A 15,963-nucleotide genomic window follows, 5' to 3' on the forward strand; every position below is an offset into this window, starting at 1 on the left:
CACCATGGCTGGCGCCTCTCGCACCATCGTCATCAACGCCCCCCCCGAGAAGCTCTTCGACGTCATCGCCCAGTACGAGAAGTACCCGGAGTTCCTCTCCGAGGTGAAGAAGATCCGCGTCCTCGAGCGCAAGGACAACACGCTCAAGGTTCAGTACGAGGTGGATGTCATCAAGACCATCCGCTACACCATCCTCGTCACCGAGGAGCGCCCCAAGCGCATGTCCTGGACCTTCGTCGAGGGTGAGGTGATGAAGGACAACAAGGGCAGCTGGGTGCTCGAGCCCGACGGCGAGGGTCGCACCAAGGCCACCTACACGGTGGAGCTCGCCCTGGGGCCGCTCGTCCCCAAGGCGATCGTCAACGCCCTCACCGAGACGTCCCTGCCCAAGATGCTGGAGTCCTTCAAGCGCCGCGCCGAGGCCACCTAGCACCTCGCCCAGGTCCTTCCCTCGGTCCTCCAAGGAGCGGGCGGGAGACCGGGCCCCCTTCCCGTCGGTCCTGTCATTTCAGGGAGAGCGGAACGGAGCCCCAGGCATCGCTTGCGGGCCCGTACAAGTTCATTACAATCCACTTCACGTTCTGAATGTCCGCGGGTGGACGACCCGCGGACCGAGGAACGTTCCACCGGGTCCGGCTGTCGGGTGGAGGACGGACAAGCGGGCTTGCCAGCCCAGGAGTCCTCCAATCGTGAATGGGGCCCTTACTTTGCAAATTGAAGCACCCGTGGCGGCGAATCCCTCCTGAAGGAGTGACGAGCATCCACCGGGTACGTAGGCCGAGGGAGAAACCGAACCCATGCTCGACGCCTTCATCATCGAGGAAATCAAGCGCCGGGAACGGAACCGGGATGACCGGGATCGTCCCGTGCTGGAAATCCCCCTGCCTCGGCCCGATGAGCGCCCCCGGCGCCGCTCGGACGCCGAGGATGACGAGAAGCCGCCACGCGGCGTCGTCATCATCGATCTGCTTGGCTGAGTCTCGGGGCGGGTGGCCCGGGGTGGCCCTTCAGCCCGCCAGCAGCACCATGTCCTTCGGGTGGTAGAGGGTCCACAGCGGCCCGGCCCTGAAGTTGAGTGCCTCCAGGACGGCCTGGCGCCAGAGCGCGGGAATGGCGTCCTCTCCGTAGAAAGCGCCCAGCAGCGCTCCGGTGACGGCGCCGTTCACGTCCGAGTCTCCTCCCCGGTTGACGACGTCGACCAGCGCCGCCTCGAACGAGGGCGCGTGCCACAGCTCCCAGTAGGCCAGGCGGAACGCCACGCGCACATGGTCCAGCTTGCGGTGCATGTGCAGCTCCGGCCAGTACAGCAGCGGATCGCTCTGGTTGGAGACCGACAGGTCCTCCCGGACGTCGGCGGTGGCGGCGGAGACTTCCTTGACGAAGCTGCTGAGGGTGCGCCCGAGCTGCGCGCTCATCACGGCCAGCTCGCGCAGCGTGGCCTTGAACAGGTCCTCCTTGGTCAGCTTCTCCCCCGCGTGGAGCGCATGGGCGATGGACGCGTTGAGGGTGGCGCACGCGAGCAGACAGTGCGGATCGAAGTGCGTGAGCATGCTGTCGGCGAACGAGGCCATGGCACGCATCGAGGCGTCCTTGGAGAAGAACACGCCGATGGGGGGGGTGCGCGCCAGGCTGCCGTTGAGCGCCCGCTTGCGCCCATCCTTCAGCCACAGGCGCTGCGCGGCGTTCGCCTTGGGCAGGGTCGACTCGGCCATCTCGGTCAACACTTCCTTGGTGTAGTCGTCCATGCCCACGGCGTGCGGGCGCCACTTCAGGTAGCGGCGCATCTGGGCTTCCGTGTCGTAGGTGCCGGATTCCCGGATGCCTCCGGCCAGGCAGCAAGCCATCTGGCCGCTCTCGCCCACCTGTCCCGGCTTGAGGGAGAACGGGCCTCCTCCGCGCATGTTCCGGTGGACTCCGTCGGACAGGTGCGGGAAGGCCGGGGCGATCAGCCGCCGGCCCTTCAGCGTGCTGCCCAGTGCGTCTCCGACGGCGAGGCCCAGGAGCGCGCCCCGGCCTCGCAGGCGTGGGTAGATGTCGGGAGGGGACTCGGTGGGGCGGCGCGGGGGCATGGCGGGAGAGGGGTGGGGGTGAAGTGCCCGCGAAGTGTAGCAGTCTGCTTGCGAGCCTGGGGGACGTCCTCTAGAACCCCGCGCCATGACCGAGATTGCTCAAATCGTGGCGCGTGAAGTACTCGATTCCCGCGGAAACCCCACCGTGGAGGCCGAGGTGTTGCTGGCGGGTGGGGCCAAGGGCCGTGCGGCGGTGCCCTCCGGGGCCTCCACCGGCGAGCACGAGGCGCTGGAGCTGCGCGACGGCGACAAGGGCCGCTACCTGGGCAAGGGCGTGCGCAAGGCCGTCGAGCACATCACCGAGAAGATCGCCCCCGAGCTGGTGGGCATGGACGCGGCGGATCAGTACGCCGTGGACCAGCAGATGATCGAGATGGACGGCACGCCCACCAAGGGCAAGCTGGGCGCCAACGCCATCCTCGCGGTGTCCATGGCCACGGCGCGCGCCGCGGCGGATGCCCACGGTCTGCCCCTCTACCGCTACATCGGCGGCTCCCAGGCGCGCACCCTGCCGGTGCCGCTGATGAACATCCTCAACGGCGGCGCCCACGCCGACACCCGCGTGGACGTGCAGGAGTTCATGGTGGTGCCCGCCGGCGCTCCCTCCTTCTCCGAGGGCCTGCGCTGGGGCGCGGAGATCTTCCACGCGCTCAAGAAGATCCTCAAGGGCCGCAAGCTCAACACCGCCGTGGGCGACGAGGGCGGCTATGCCCCGGACCTGCCGGCCAACGAGGAGGCGCTCAAGCTCATCATGGAGGCCATCTCCGCCGCGGGCTTCAAGGCCGGTGAGCAGGTGTTCCTCGCCATGGACGTGGCGGCGAGCGAGTTCTTCGACAAGGGCTCCAAGAAGTACAAGCTCAAGGGCGAGGGCAAGGAGTTCGACGCCTCGGGCCTGCTCGACTACTACCAGCAGCTCGTGTCGCGCTACCCCATCGTCTCCATCGAGGACGGCATGGCGGAGGACGACTGGGACGGCTGGAAGAAGATCACCGACGTGCTCGGCGGGAAGATCCAGCTCGTGGGAGATGATCTCTTCGTCACCAACGTGGAGCGCCTGAGCCGCGGCATCGAGGCGGGCACCGCCAACTCCATCCTGGTGAAGGTCAACCAGATCGGCAGCCTCACGGAGACCTTCGACGCGGTGCGCATGGCCCACAAGGCCGGCTTCACCTCGGTGATGAGCCACCGCTCGGGCGAGACCGAGGACACCACCATCGCGGACCTGGCCGTCGCGCTCGATTGTGGACAGATCAAGACGGGCTCGGCCTCGCGCTCCGACCGCATCGCCAAGTACAACCAGCTCCTGCGCATCGAGCAGGAACTGGGCGCGGGCGCCCGGTACGCGGGCATGAAGTCCATCAAGGGCCTGAAGGCCAAGTAAGGCCAGGCAGACAACCTGAAGAAAGGCGGAGAAGTGGCCGGCACGCAGCAACCCCGCATCCTGGTGTGTAACGATGACGGCTACTTCTCCGAGGGGCTCAGGGCCCTGGTGGACGCGGTCAGTCCCCTGGGCGAGGTGTGGGTGGTGGCGCCCGATCGCGAGCAGAGCGCGGCCTCGCACGCCATCTCCCTCTGGCGCCCCCTGCGCCTCACCGAGATCCGCGAGCGCTGGTTCTCCGTGGATGGTACCCCCGCGGACAGCGCTTATCTGGCGATCCATCACCTCCTGAAGGATGATCGCCCGAAGATCATGGTGTCCGGCATCAACCACGGGGCCAACCTGGCCGACGACGTCAACTACTCGGGAACGGTGGCGGCCGCCCGCGAGGCGGCCCTGCTGGGCATCCCCTCCATCGCCTTCAGCCTGGTGTCGCGCGCCCCGTTCGACTTCCAGCACGCGGCGCGCTTCGCCCGCTCGCTGGTGGCGGCGGCGCTCGCCCAGCCCCAGTTGCCTCCCCGGATGCTGCTGAGCGTCAACGTGCCCTCGGGCGAGCCCCGGGGCTACGCCGTCACCCGCCTGGGCCGGCACTCGTACGGCTATGACGTGGTGGAGAAGGAAGACCCGCGCGGCCGCAAGTACTACTGGATCGGCGGCAGCACCTACGCGCACGAGGACCTGCCCGGTAGCGACTGCAACGCCGTGCACGACGAGCGCCTCATCTCCGTCACGCCGCTCAACTTCGAGCTCACCGACACCCCCATGCTGAAGGATCTCTCGGGCTGGAGCCTCGAGGGCTTCCCGGGCGCGGGCAGGGGAGGGGATTGAGGTTGCGGGGCGCGGCGGCCAGTCCGGCACTGCTCGCGCTGTTCGCGCTCCTGACGGCCTCCGGCTGTGCCGTGGTGCCCTCCGCCGTGCGCCCCTCCGACACGCGCTCCTCCGCCGTGCCCCCGATCGCGCTCGCCGAGCTGCACGAGCCCCACCCGGAGCTGGAGCTCGTCTCCGAGCCCCCCGTGCCCTCCTCGCGCACCCACACGGTGGCCCCGGGCGAGACGCTCTACCGCATCGCCGTCAACCACCAACTGAGCGTGGAGCAGCTCGCCGCGGCCAATGGCATCAAGGATCCGCGCACGCTCTCCGTGGGCCAGGAGCTGGTGATTCCCGGTGCCCCCCGGCCCATTCCCGTGGCCACCGAGTCCTCGCCGCCGCCCGCGCGCGCGCCCACCACGTCCAGCCCCACGCCGTCGTCCCGGGGACCCATCGTCTCGTCGCCGTCACGCCGCCCGGCGGGCCGGCCCCCGCCCCAGACGCCTCCCAAGCCCGTCCCGGAGACGAAGGGCACGCTGGATTGGCCCCTGCGCGGTGTCCTCTACGCGCGCTTCGGCAAGAAGGGCCGCGAGCCCCATGACGGCATCGACCTGGCGGTCCCCGTGGGCTCTCCGGTGAAGACCGCCCAGGAGGGCGAGGTGCTGTACGCGGGGGAACAGCGCGGCTACGGCCTCATCGTCATCGTCCAGCACTCCGAGCACCTCATCACGCTCTACGCGCACAACCGCGACCTGCGCGTGCGCACCGGCCAGAAGGTGCGTCGCGGGCAGGTGCTCGCCACGGTGGGCGAGTCGGGCAAGACGAGCGGCCCCCAGCTGCACTTCGAGGTGCGCGTGGATGGCAAGCCGGTGGATCCGCTCGACTACCTGGGCGCGCTGCCCTCCTCGTGAGTCCCATGTGAGTCCCATGTGCGTCCGATGATGGACCGAACGGGCGGAGCGCCTCCTCGCTCCGTGCCCCACCCGGGAGCATCTGGCACTAGAGTGTCGCGCGTGTGCCGTTTCCCGCCGCTGCTGCTCCTGCTCCTGCTCGCCCCGGCCGTCCATGCCCGGCCCGCCTCCGAGTCCCCGGCGCCTCCCGCCCCCGAGGCGGAGACTCCCGCGCCGATGCGCCTCGTGCTCCTGCCCCTCAAGGCCGACGCGGAGGCACGCGAGGAAGCCCCTGGCCTGACGGCGCTCATGGCGAGCCGGCTCGCCGAGTCCCCCCGCCTCGCGGTGTCCACCGAGTCGGATGTCCAGGCCGTGCGCACCGCGGGCGCCTGCGCGGATGGCTCGTGCGAGCAGGAAGCCGCGCGCGCCACCAAGGCCCGCTACGTCGTCACCGGCCGGCTCGATGCCTTCGGCTCGCGCTTCCTGCTCACCGCCACCCTGGTGGACTCGGAGAGCGGGCGTGCCCTGCTCCGGCCCCGCGCCGAGGTGGCCGCCCGCGAGGCCCTGCCTCGCGCCGCCGTGTCCCTGGCGGATCAGATCCTCGCCACGCTCGTGCCGGACCCCAACGCCCGCGCCACGTCGCCCGTGCCCGAGGAAGCCCGCCCGGGCCAGGGCTCGTTCCTCGCCGGCGTGCGCATCAACAACAGCCTCATCTCCAACCTCTCCTCGTTCAACCCCGGCGGCGACGTGGAGCTCGGCTACCAGTTCCATCCCGAGTGGGTGGTGTTCGGTCAGTTGGGCCTCACCTTCGTCACCTCCACGCAGACGGGCACCAAGGGCGGCCTCAACGTGGTGCCCGGCGTGCTCGGGCTGCGCCACTACCACGGCATCGAGAATCCCCTGCGTCCGTACTGGGGCCTGGGATTGGGCGTGCAACTGTCCTTCGGCGAGTTCGGCATCTTCCGGCAGACGGGCCCGCTGCCCACCGTCATCGGCTTCGTGGGCCTCGAGTACCTCTTCTTCAATCACCTCGGCGTGCAGCTCGAGGCCTCCACCAACATCGCCCAGGCGACGCTCGGCCTGGCGGACGGGGGGCTGGGCAGTGGCCTCAACCTCGATCTCAACGCCGGCATCGTCTGGCACTTCTGAGCCTGGAGCCCACTCCATGCATCCGCGCTGGCACGTCCTGTCCCTGCTCGTCCTCCTCCTCGCGGGCTGCGAGGACGGCCCTCCCAAGCCCGGCCCCAAGGAGCGGGCGGAGGGCTACTACATCAAGGGCACCACCGAGTACCTCCAGGGCAACTTCGAGCAGGCCCTGGCCTCCTTCGCCTCCATGAAGGAGCTGTCCCCGGATGACCCCCGCCTGCCCGCCGCCCTGGGCGAGGTCTACCTGTCCATGGGCAAGCTCAACGAGGCGCTCGCCCAGTTCGAGCTCGCCCTCCAGCGCGATCCCAAGCGCTCCACCAACTGGAGCCGGGTGGGCTTCATCCACGCCCAGCTCGGCCACACCGAGGAGGCCCAGAGCGCCCTGCGCAAGGCCCTGGCCATCTACCCCCGGGACTTCAATGCCCTGGAGCAGCTCGGGGAGTTGGATCTCAAGCGCGGCGAGAAGGACTCCGCCGTGAAGCACTTCCTGCTCGCGGCCGACGCGAGCCCCGACGCCGGCAAGGCCCCGCTCGTGCTGCGCGCCGCCGAGGTGTTCATCGCCGCGGGGCGCCACGCCGAGGCCCTGTTGATGCTCGGGGAGTGGACGGGCGCCAAGGGCGTGAGGGATCCGTCGCTGCTCTCGGCGCTGGGAGACGAGCAGGTGCGCGCCGGACAACTGCTCCCCGCGGCCGAGTCCTACCGCGAGGCGGCGCGCCAGTCGCCGAGGGATCCCACGCTGTGGGAGCTCGTGGGGGAGATCTACACGCGCCTGGACAAGCCGGGCGATGCGCTCGCGGCCTACCGCGAGTCCCTGCGGGTGAAGGATCGGGCCATCATCCACGTGGCCATCGCGCGCATCCACCTGGGCCGCGGCGAGCGCGAGACGGCGGAGGAGGAACTGGGCAAGGCGCTCGAGACGGTGTCGGGCTCGGACGTGCGCGAGCTCATGGAGCTGGCCGAGCTGCTCTCGACGCTCGGGCGCAAGCCGGATGCGCTGCGCATCCTCACCAACCTGAGCGCCGAGCCGGACCATGCCCGGGACGTGGAGCTGCAGCGGCGCACCGCGGCGCTCGCCCGGGAGTTGAAGGACGAGGCCGTGGTGCGCGCCGCGTGCGCGCGCCTCGTGGGGGATGGGGGCACCCCCAAGAAGTGCCCCTGAGGGCGCGACTCAGGCCCCTCCCAGATCCTCCTGATCCGAGGGGTACTTCAGCGTCTGATCCTCGTCGTTGTCCGAGGGGTACTTCTTCGTCGCGCTCTGTCCATTCTCGGAGGGCTCGCTTCCCTGGCTCTCGAGCAACCGCGCGAAGAAGGGTTTCTGCTTCGTTTCCTGCTTCATGGCCTGCCTCCGTGGGGTAGGCGGGAACCGACTCGCCCGCCTGGGTTGATGAAAATGCAACCCGAGGTGTCGCGGGGAAAGTCGCCAACCAGCCTCCTCCTGCTCTCCCGCTCGGACAACGGTCCGATGAACCGGGGGCTCATCCACGCGCCTACAGCCGGGTAGACGACGCGTACCCGACGAACAGCTCGCTCGTGAGGCGTGCGCGCTCGCCCTGCTCGGCCCGGCGGATGTAGTCGTTGAGGACGCGTCCCCCCATGCCCTGGTGCCCGGCATGGCGCAGGTTCATCCGCGCCCGTCCCACGCCCTTGCCTCCGCGGTGCACGAAGACGATGGTTCCATCGCGGGCCACCGATTCGATGACGCCCACGTGCGTCACCCCGTCGTTGCGCAGGCCATCCCGGTTCCGGTCATACGTCTCGCGGAAGAAGACGATGTCGCCGGGCTGGGGCGCCTTGCGGTGCAGGGCGCCCTTGGTCTGGGCGCGCCGGTACATGGCGCTCGCCGCGTTCTCTCCCGGGCGGGTGCCGTGCGAGAGCAACTCCACGCCCACGGACCGATAGGCGAGCCGCACGAGCCCCGAGCAATCATCCGGGACGCGGTGGGCGGAGAGCGATGTGCCCACCAGGCCCGCGGCCCGCTGGGCCACCCGCCGGCCCCGGGAGAGCGGCACGACCTTGCGCTTCGTCTTCGCGGGCGTGGACTTCGTGGACTTCTTCGCGACGGTGCTGGACGCGGCGGGCGGCTGTTGCTTCTTCACCGCCGCCGGCTTCGCGGGCGCACGGGGCGCCCCCAGCACGGGAGGCGCGAAGAACACGCCCAGCAGGCAGGCCAGCAGGAGCGGACGACACGTCATGGCGTTCTGGACGGGCCCTCGCTTCGGCGATTCAATTCCCTCGCGGCGCGTCCCGGCGAGTCCCGCCCACCTGTCCATCAGGCAACAGGGCGTGGCCTCCTTCTCCTCTCACGTCCAAGGTAGGCACGATCCGCCCGTCACGCGAGAAACGGACCGTGGCCTCGTGCGCCAGGACGGCTCACTCGCCGCGCATGGCGATGATCGGATCCACCCGCGACGCGCGCCGGGCGGGCAGCCACGTGGCCAGCAGCGCCACGCCACCGAGCAGCACCGAGAGCACGCCGAAGGTGAGCGGATCCCGGGCGCTCACGCCATAGAGCAGACTCTCCACGAACCGCGACAGGCTGAGCGCCACGAGCACCCCGATGCCCACCCCGAGCGTCGCCAACACCACGCCCTGGTGCATCACCAACCGCACCACGTCGCCCGGCTGGGCACCCAGCGCCATCCGGATGCCGATCTCCCGCGTGCGCTGGGCGACGACATACGAGATGACGCCGTAGAGGCCCGCGGTGGCGAGCACCAGCGCGATGAGGGCGAAGGTCCCCAGCAGCGCCAGGTTCAACCGCCGCCCCGCGACCGAACGCGAGATGACCTCCTCCATGGTCGCCACTTCGGAGATCGGCTGATCCGAATCCACGCCGCGCACCGCGTCGCGCAGGGCGGACGTCAGGCTGAGCGGCTCCACCGATGTCTTCAGCACCAGCGTTGCTTCCTGGAACAACCACCGCTGGGAGAGGGGATGGTTGTAGGGCAGGTGCACCTCGGGCAGGGGCTTTTGATCCAACCCCGCCTGCCGCACGTCGCCCACCACGCCGATGATCTCCGCGGAATCGCCTCCCAGCATCAACCGCCGCCCCACCGCGTCCCGGCCCTCGAAATGCCGCCGCGCCAGCGTCTGGTTGATGATGATCACCTGCTCGCGGCGCAGGCCATCCTCCTCGGCGAAGTCCCGCCCGGCGAGCAACGGGATGCCCAGGGACTGGAAGATGCCCGGACTGGTGACCCGGTGCTCGGCGAAGAACTCCTTGCCGGGTGGCGGAGGCGGCTCTCCTTCCACCGTGTAGTCCCCATTGGTCCAGGCGTCCTGGATGGGCAGCAGCGAGATGAGGGCCGCGGACCTCACCCCGGGAAGGGCACGCGCTTTCTCGAGCACCGGCTTGAGCAGACGCTCGGTGAGCTGCTCCGGCGCGTACTTGTTGCCCGCGATGGGCAGGTGGGCGGTGAGCACCCCCTGCTCGTTCAGCCCGGTCTTGGTGCCGAGCAGGTTCACGAAGCCTCGCAGCAACAGCCCCGCCCCCACGAGCAGCACGAGCGAGAGCGCGATCTCCGCCACCACGAGCCCGTTGCGGAAGGTGTGCTGGGAGCGCGAGGCGGACGTCTTGGTGCCCGGTTGGGCGAGCACGGCGCTCAGCTCGCCGCGCGTGGCCTGCAGCGCGGGCGTCAGCCCGAAGAGGACCGCGCTGCCCGCGGCCACCAGCAGCAGGAAGCCGAAGACGCGGCCCTGGAGCGTCAGCTCCCCGGCGAGCGGGAGCGAGTCACGCACCAGGGGGCTCAGCGCGCCCAGTCCCCAGGCGGCCAGCAGCCACCCCAGCACCGCGCCCAGCAGCGACAGCAGCAGACTCTCCACGAGCATCTGTTGCACGATGCGGCCCCGGCTCGCCCCGAGGGCGAAGCGCACCGTCACCTCCTGCTGCCTCGCGGCCGCGCGCGCCAGCAGCAGGTTGGCCACGTTGGCGCACGCGATGAGCAGCACGAGCAGCACCGCGCCCTGGAGGATGAGCAGCGCGGGCCGCACCTTGCCCACCACCGTCTCCGTCAACGCCACGGCCGTGGCGCCGCGCCCCGTCTGCTGCGCGGGATACGCCTCCTCGATGCGCTGGGCCACCTGGCGCAGCTCGGTGTTGGCCCGTTGCGGCGTCATGCCCGGGGCCAGCCGCGCGATGACCCCCAGGTAGTGCGAGCCCCGGTTGTCCACCCGGCCCTCCGTGGGCACGTGGGGCAGCCACAGCTCCGCCTGCGAGCCCGCCGGAAAGCGCACCGTGTCCGGGAGGATGCCGATGACCGTGTGCGGCCGGCCATCCAGCGACAGCGTCTGGCCCAGGAGCGCCGGATTGGCGCTGAAGCGGCGGCGCCACAGCCGCTCGCTCATCACCACCACGGGCGCGGCGCCCGGCTTGTCCTCGTCCGCGGAGAAGCCCCGGCCGAGCTTGGGGACGATGCCCAGCACCTGGAAGAGGTTGGCCGTGGCCGCCACCGCCTTGAGCCGCTCCGCGCCCTCCGGGCTCGTCAGGTTGCGGCCCTGCATCTCATAGGCGGCGATGCCGCTGAAGCTCCGCAGCTGCGCCGCCCAGTCCTGGTAGTTGGGCCACGACACCGAGCCCCTCCAGTCGGGATCCCTCGCCGGTTGGGTCTCGTAGAGCCGCACGAGCCGCTCGGGATCGCGGTAGGGCAGCGGGCGCAGGAGCACCGAGTCCACCACGCTGAAGATGGCCGCGTTGGCGCCAATGCCGAAGGCCAGGCACAGCACCGCCACGGCGGTGAAGCCTGGGCTCTTGCGGAGCATGCGCGCGGCGAAGCGCAGATCGCGCGCGACGTCCTCCCACCACTTGCTCAAACGCACCCGTCGCACCTCATCCCGCTGGACTCTAGCAAATCCCCGGACGCCCCCCGAGCGACGGGTGCCCGCCGCTCACCCGCGCGCCAGCGGCAGCTCCGCGGCGAGTCCTTCCAGCAGCACGCTCTGGAATCGGGCCTGGCGGGAGGCCGCGCTGAAGTAATGCGAGAAGGAGGCGAAGGTGAGCACCGGGCCGTCGGCGAACATCAGGCTCTCACCCGAGAACGCGCCAAACGTCTCCTGGAGCGCGGGAATCAGCTCGCGCAGCCGTCCCTTCAACTCCTCCGACAGGGCCTGGCCCGGGGCCAGGAATTGCGCGTCCCACGCCTTGCCGAAGAAGTACAGCAGCACCGGCGTGCCCTCGGGCCTGTTCACCACGAACGAGTCCCAGTGCACCGCGGGAGGCGCGTCCGACACCTTCCACGAGTAGAAATCGAAGGGGCTCTTCCAGATCGGCCGCGCGAAGGGGGCGGAGTCGATGGGCTCGGGCCCGTAGCCGTACTTGTACTCGGGCGTGCGCAGCCCGGGGACCTTCTTCCCGATGAGCTTCCACTGGCTGACCAGCGGCACCAGGTGGCCCACCGGCGAGCACACGCCCGGAGTCCCGATGACCTTCTTGTACCCGCGCAGCACGTGATCGAGCGCGCTGGTGACGAGCCCCCGGGCGAGCAGCGAGTTCTCTCCCCCCAGGGCCTTCAGGGTTTGATCCGAGATCTCCACCACCCGATTGAGGATGATGGGCTGGGCGGACGTGGAGCCCCCGGCGGCGGGCTGCTGGTGGTGGAACAGCCCGTCCTCGTCGCTGAACGTGGCGCCACTGGCGCGCAGGAAGTCACTGACCTTCGAGCGGGAGATGCGCCAGGGAAGGCTCGGGCTCGCCTCCAGTGAACGGGAAATCTGCTCTTCGACGGCATCGTCCGAGATGACAAGAATCTCCACAAAGGCTCCAGCAGGCTGGCGGGAACGTGCCCGCGCGGTGGCTCCTGGCCAGCTCCCGATCTTCCCGGGTGCTTAGCGCATCGTCCCCGGAGGGGGCGGCGGGGCGGGGGGCTCGGGGTGGGGGGCAGGTCGAGCCCGGGGAAGTCCGAGGGGCCGGCCCGGAAGGTGACGACCTGGCCGTTGCGCAGCACCTCGAAGTCGAACACCGAGCCGGCGCTCTCCCGCCAGACGAACAGGGCATCGGAGGGCCTGCTGATGACGCGGCCATCGATGCGCCTCACCACATCCCCCGCCTGGAACGGCCAGAACCCCGCCGGCGTCGACTGGGTGGCGACCACGCCTTGCGTCCTGGACTCGAGCACCAGCGAGGCCGAGCCCGCCTGGATCTGGGCCCGGTCCGTCTGAGCGGTCATTCGGGTGTTCATCTGATGGCCTCCTTGGGGCTCACCGGACGGCTTCGCGGGGCCGCTCGGAGCGACCGCGAGCACGAAAAAACCCACGAACAGCGCGGAGGTCGTCACGGGGCGGCTCCCTTCTGGACGGGCGGTTGGTATTGCGCGCCACCCGCCGGCGCCACGGCCACGTTCTCCGGGCGGGACTCGGGCAGGGGCGAGAACCTCCGGCGGATGATCTGCTGCATCTGATCCATCGCATGCAGCGTGCGCGGATCCACGTTCGAGAAGGGCTTCACGTAGTCGCTCAGCTTGCCCGGCATCAGGAAGCCCGAGGCGTAGCGATTGCGCCGCTTCACGGCCAGGCGCTGCTGCTCGGCGGAGAGCTCCCCGCGCTCCATCCGCTTGAGCGTGTAGTGGAGGATGGCGAAATAGACGAACACCGCGTGCAGGAAGGGAAGCACCCGGATGGGGCGCATCGACCAGGGCGACACGGGGCGCGCATCACCGTCCGACTCGCCTCCGACGATCTGGAACGGATGCTCCAGATACTCGTACGTCGACAGCAGGTTGTGCACCGACTCGTGGATCAAGTCATCCATCAAGCTCTCGTGCGTGTAGTCCGGACTGTGCACGTTGAGCAGGCGGATCGCGCCAATCTCGTCGGAGACCTGCTCGGAGGCGGGCGGCGCCCCCTCGCGCTTGCGCACGCATGCGACGCGCGTGTAGTTGCGGATGATGCGCGCGAAGATGGGCGCGGTGGCCTCGATCTCGGCGAAGGCCGCGGAAAGCTTGCTCAGCACCCGTTCCTTCTCCTCCTCGGTGAAGGGCACGAAGTCGCCAAAGAACACGGGGCTCGTCATGTCCGAGCGCTTGCAGAAGGGGCTCGACAGGTCCACCGTCACCGAACCACCCAGCAGTGGCGCCACATAGGCGTTGCCCGGAATGCCCCCGGCGTGACTCGCCTTGGAGAACAGGGGATTCCAACGCTCACGGGCCTCGCCCGGGTACTGGGCGGACGTCTCGAGGGCGCTCTCCCCGATGCACAGATCGATCAGGCCCCGGAGCTCCGGAGTCTTCCCCGCCCACTGCTGACGGAACATCTCCGAGAAGACCGCTGGCGACAGGAAGAAGGCGTACCGCTCCCGCGCGCTCAACGCCTCATAGGCGGCGCTCGCCGCCCGCGCTGTCTCCGGAGAGGACAGCCGCGCGAGCCACAGGAGATCCTCGAACTGGAACTTGAGCTTCTGGACGAAGTGCTCGACCTGATTGTCAATGAGGGGTGGGCAGGAACCACCAGCGGTCAATGAATAGATGATCTGCAACACAGGAGGGCACCCCGCGGTTGGAGTGAAAAAAAAGGCCTCGGGCATTCGGGCCCGGGGCCTTTCCCTACAGCGGAATCAGACCGCGAAGCCGCTGTCGCTGGGGGCGAACTGGACGCCCGCGCTGTCGCTCTGGTTGCGGTTCTGCTGCTGCTGCTGCTGCTGCTGCTGCTGGCTGCTCTTCGCCGCGATGAGCTCGTTGAAACCCTCGATCTCCAACGCGAACGAAGCCTCGGCCTGCTCGGCGCTCAGAGTCAGGGTCTTGTCGCTGTCGACGGACGCGTCGACGGCGATGGGACCAGCGGCAACAGCGAGCGAAGCGATGGCAGCGGCGCAGTTGAGCTTCTTCATGAGGCACTCCCTTGTCGTTGGTAGAGGGCGCTACGAAACCGCCTGGCGCGTCTGCTGTTCAGGGGGCTGCGTCACAGCCGCGCAAACGGTGAGAAAAGTTATAGAAACAAAACTACTGCCAGTCAACAGCACCCGGCACTTTGCGTCATGATTGTCAAATCAACCAGAATGGGACTCGGGGACTACCCGGTCCGCGGGGGCCGTCGGCGCCTGGACTTCCCTTCCGGGCGCATGTGGTTTTCCCGGACGTGGCATCCCACCGCTCCCTCTTCTGTTTCGAGCGTTCAGCGTTTCGGGGGAGTATCCGGGAGGCGTCTGATCTGCCGTGGGAGGTGGCGATGACGAGCGGAGCGGGGCAAACGCGGGCGCGCGACGAGCAGCCGCGAGAGGCGCCGGCGAAGGAGCTGTTGCGGCTCGAGGGCCTTACCAAGGTCTTCGAGACCGACGAGATGGAGACGCACGCGCTCTCCGAGGTGAACCTCTCGGTGGGCCAGGGCGAGTGGGTGTCCATCGTGGGGCCCTCGGGCTCGGGCAAGTCGAGCCTGCTGGCGGTGCTGGGGCTGTTGGACACGGCCTCCCGGGGGCGCTACCTGCTGGATGGGCAGCAGGTGTTGGAGCTGTCCCCGGCGCAGCGGGCGCTGGTGCGCAACCGGCACATCGGCTTCATCTTCCAGAGCTTCAACCTGATTGGTGACCTGTCCGTCTACGAGAACGTGGAGCTGCCGCTGACCTATCGCGACATGGTGGCGGACGAGCGCCAGGCCCGGGTGGAGCGGGCCCTGGAGCGCGTGGGCATGAGCCACCGGGCGCGGCACATGCCCGGGCAGATCTCCGGTGGCCAGCAGCAGCGCGTGGCCGTGGCGCGCGCCGTGGCGGGCGAGCCCCTCCTGCTCCTGGCGGACGAGCCCACCGGCAACCTCGACTCGAAGAATGGAGCGCAGGTGATGCAACTGCTCACCGAGCTGCACCAGGGCGGCGCCACCCTGATCATGGTGACCCATGATCCGAATCAGGCGCGGCTTGGTACGCGTCAGGTGGGTCTCTTCGATGGCCGCATCGTCCAGGACGAGCGCCTGCGCTGAGCGGCCTCGACGAGGAGGGGCCCCGTGGCGCCTCAGTTCTTGCCGCCCGGCAGCTTGCGGTACACGCCCACCACCTGGCCGAGGATCATGGTGGAGCGGAAGTCCGCCCGGTTCACGTAGATGGGCTGCATGGTGGCGTTGGCCGGCTGGAAGCGGATGCGCTCGCCCTCGGGGTAGTAGCGCTTGACCGTGGCCTCGTCCTCGATGAGCGCCACCACGATGTCGCCGGGCTGCGCCTGCGCCGTCTTGCGCACGAAGAGGTAGTCCCCGTCGAAGATGCCGTCGTCGATCATCGATTGGCCCTTGACCCGGAGCGCGAACACCTCGCGCCCGTTGCCCCCCAACAGGAAGCTGTCGATGCGGACCGAGTCCTCCGCGTTCTCCTGGGCGAGCAGGGGCGCGCCGGCGGCCACCTTGCCGAGCAGGGGGACCTCCACCATCCCCGACTCCTTCTTCACGCCCAGTCCCAGCAGCATGCGCGCCCGCTTGGTGGGCACCAGCGAGCGGCTCTGCTGCTCGCCCCGGTTGAGGTAGCCCTTGCGCTCGAGCGCCTTGAGGTGATCATTCACCCCGTTGGTCGAGCGGATGTCCATCTCCTCGCCGATCTCCCGGATGGTCGGCGGGAAGCCCCGCGACTCGGTCTCCTTCACGATGAAGGCGAGGATCTCCCGTTGACGTTCGGTCAGCTCTTCCATGATGCCCGGCTCCCTCGGCTGGTGGGCAACCCACCTGCGAAACAGGCTTTCAGTCCCAGCATGCTCCCTGAACATACGTA

17 protein-coding genes are annotated in these 15,963 nt (G+C 69.2%); 9 read left to right on the forward strand and 8 right to left on the reverse strand.

What is annotated here, in order from left to right:
• Positions 1 to 4 precede the first annotated feature (4 nt).
• Both CYFUS_RS22250 and CYFUS_RS22255 read left to right on the forward strand, forming a co-directional pair.
• Entirely contained in the window at positions 5 to 430 is a 426-nt protein-coding gene (locus CYFUS_RS22250; protein ID WP_095987051.1) for a type II toxin-antitoxin system RatA family toxin, read from the forward strand.
• A 367-nt stretch (positions 431 to 797) separates the two neighbouring features.
• A complete protein-coding gene (locus tag CYFUS_RS22255; protein ID WP_071902205.1) occupies positions 798 to 977 on the forward strand; it encodes a hypothetical protein in 180 nt (59 codons plus the stop codon).
• Positions 978 to 1,007: 30 nt separating this feature from the next.
• Here the strand turns inward: CYFUS_RS22255 and CYFUS_RS22260 are convergent, their stop codons facing one another.
• Positions 1,008 to 2,069, reverse strand: coding sequence for an ADP-ribosylglycohydrolase family protein (locus tag CYFUS_RS22260; RefSeq protein ID WP_095987052.1), 1,062 nt, complete (start codon positions 2,067 to 2,069; stop codon positions 1,008 to 1,010).
• A gap of 85 nt (positions 2,070 to 2,154) precedes the next feature.
• On the opposite strand from CYFUS_RS22260, the gene eno reads away from it, so the two are divergent.
• The 5 genes from eno (at position 2,155) to CYFUS_RS22285 (ending at position 7,449) form a co-directional block, all read left to right on the forward strand.
• A complete protein-coding gene (eno, locus tag CYFUS_RS22265; RefSeq protein ID WP_095987053.1) occupies positions 2,155 to 3,450 on the forward strand; it encodes a phosphopyruvate hydratase in 1,296 nt (431 codons plus the stop codon).
• A 33-nt stretch (positions 3,451 to 3,483) separates the two neighbouring features.
• Positions 3,484 to 4,275: a 5'/3'-nucleotidase SurE gene (surE, locus tag CYFUS_RS22270; RefSeq protein WP_198316692.1), complete on the forward strand. Its 792-nt coding sequence runs from the start codon at positions 3,484 to 3,486 to the stop codon at positions 4,273 to 4,275.
• A gap of 2 nt (positions 4,276 to 4,277) precedes the next feature.
• Positions 4,278 to 5,165, forward strand: a complete 888-nt coding sequence (locus tag CYFUS_RS22275; RefSeq protein ID WP_095987055.1) for a LysM peptidoglycan-binding domain-containing M23 family metallopeptidase — start codon at positions 4,278 to 4,280, stop codon at positions 5,163 to 5,165.
• A gap of 102 nt (positions 5,166 to 5,267) precedes the next feature.
• Positions 5,268 to 6,293, forward strand: coding sequence for a hypothetical protein (locus CYFUS_RS22280; RefSeq protein WP_232537711.1), 1,026 nt, complete (start codon positions 5,268 to 5,270; stop codon positions 6,291 to 6,293).
• A gap of 16 nt (positions 6,294 to 6,309) precedes the next feature.
• Positions 6,310 to 7,449: a tetratricopeptide repeat protein gene (locus CYFUS_RS22285; protein ID WP_095987057.1), complete on the forward strand. Its 1,140-nt coding sequence runs from the start codon at positions 6,310 to 6,312 to the stop codon at positions 7,447 to 7,449.
• Positions 7,450 to 7,458: 9 nt separating this feature from the next.
• On the opposite strand, the gene CYFUS_RS22290 is transcribed toward CYFUS_RS22285, so the two are convergent.
• The 4 genes from CYFUS_RS22290 to CYFUS_RS22305 all read right to left on the reverse strand — a co-directional run bounded on the left by CYFUS_RS22290 (position 7,459) and on the right by CYFUS_RS22305 (position 12,038).
• Positions 7,459 to 7,626 (reverse strand): microviridin/marinostatin family tricyclic proteinase inhibitor, encoded by a 168-nt coding sequence (locus CYFUS_RS22290; RefSeq protein WP_095987058.1) that lies wholly within the window; start codon positions 7,624 to 7,626, stop codon positions 7,459 to 7,461.
• Between the two features lie 151 nt (positions 7,627 to 7,777).
• Positions 7,778 to 8,482, reverse strand: coding sequence for a C40 family peptidase (locus CYFUS_RS22295; RefSeq protein WP_198316694.1), 705 nt, complete (start codon positions 8,480 to 8,482; stop codon positions 7,778 to 7,780).
• A 178-nt stretch (positions 8,483 to 8,660) separates the two neighbouring features.
• The gene (locus CYFUS_RS22300; protein WP_095987060.1) at positions 8,661 to 11,105 is read right to left on the reverse strand and encodes an ABC transporter permease; all 2,445 of its coding nucleotides are present in this window, start codon (positions 11,103 to 11,105) and stop codon (positions 8,661 to 8,663) included.
• Positions 11,106 to 11,174: 69 nt separating this feature from the next.
• Positions 11,175 to 12,038, reverse strand: a complete 864-nt coding sequence (locus CYFUS_RS22305) for a hypothetical protein (RefSeq protein WP_095987061.1) — start codon at positions 12,036 to 12,038, stop codon at positions 11,175 to 11,177.
• A 165-nt stretch (positions 12,039 to 12,203) separates the two neighbouring features.
• Here CYFUS_RS22305 and CYFUS_RS50825 point away from each other — a divergent pair, with 165 nt between their 5' ends.
• Entirely contained in the window at positions 12,204 to 12,443 is a 240-nt protein-coding gene (locus CYFUS_RS50825; RefSeq protein ID WP_157758591.1) for a hypothetical protein, read from the forward strand.
• Positions 12,444 to 12,555: 112 nt separating this feature from the next.
• On the opposite strand, the gene CYFUS_RS22315 is transcribed toward CYFUS_RS50825, so the two are convergent.
• Both CYFUS_RS22315 and CYFUS_RS22320 read right to left on the reverse strand, forming a co-directional pair.
• On the reverse strand, positions 12,556 to 13,755 hold the full coding sequence (locus CYFUS_RS22315) for an HEXXH motif-containing putative peptide modification protein (RefSeq protein WP_157758592.1): 1,200 nt from the start codon (positions 13,753 to 13,755) through the stop codon (positions 12,556 to 12,558).
• Positions 13,756 to 13,833: 78 nt separating this feature from the next.
• On the reverse strand, positions 13,834 to 14,106 hold the full coding sequence (locus tag CYFUS_RS22320) for a hypothetical protein (protein ID WP_095987063.1): 273 nt from the start codon (positions 14,104 to 14,106) through the stop codon (positions 13,834 to 13,836).
• A 338-nt stretch (positions 14,107 to 14,444) separates the two neighbouring features.
• Between CYFUS_RS22320 and CYFUS_RS22325 the strand changes: the two genes are divergently transcribed.
• On the forward strand, positions 14,445 to 15,188 hold the full coding sequence (locus CYFUS_RS22325; protein ID WP_095987064.1) for an ABC transporter ATP-binding protein: 744 nt from the start codon (positions 14,445 to 14,447) through the stop codon (positions 15,186 to 15,188).
• Positions 15,189 to 15,220: 32 nt separating this feature from the next.
• Here CYFUS_RS22325 and lexA read toward each other — a convergent pair whose 3' ends face one another.
• Positions 15,221 to 15,883 carry a transcriptional repressor LexA gene (gene lexA / locus CYFUS_RS22330; RefSeq protein ID WP_095987065.1) on the reverse strand — a complete coding sequence of 221 codons (663 nt, stop codon included), beginning with the start codon at positions 15,881 to 15,883 and terminating at the stop codon, positions 15,221 to 15,223.
• Between the last annotated feature and the right edge of the window lie 80 nt (positions 15,884 to 15,963).

Source organism: Cystobacter fuscus (assembly GCF_002305875.1).
GTDB classification, from domain to species: domain Bacteria; phylum Myxococcota; class Myxococcia; order Myxococcales; family Myxococcaceae; genus Cystobacter; species Cystobacter fuscus_A.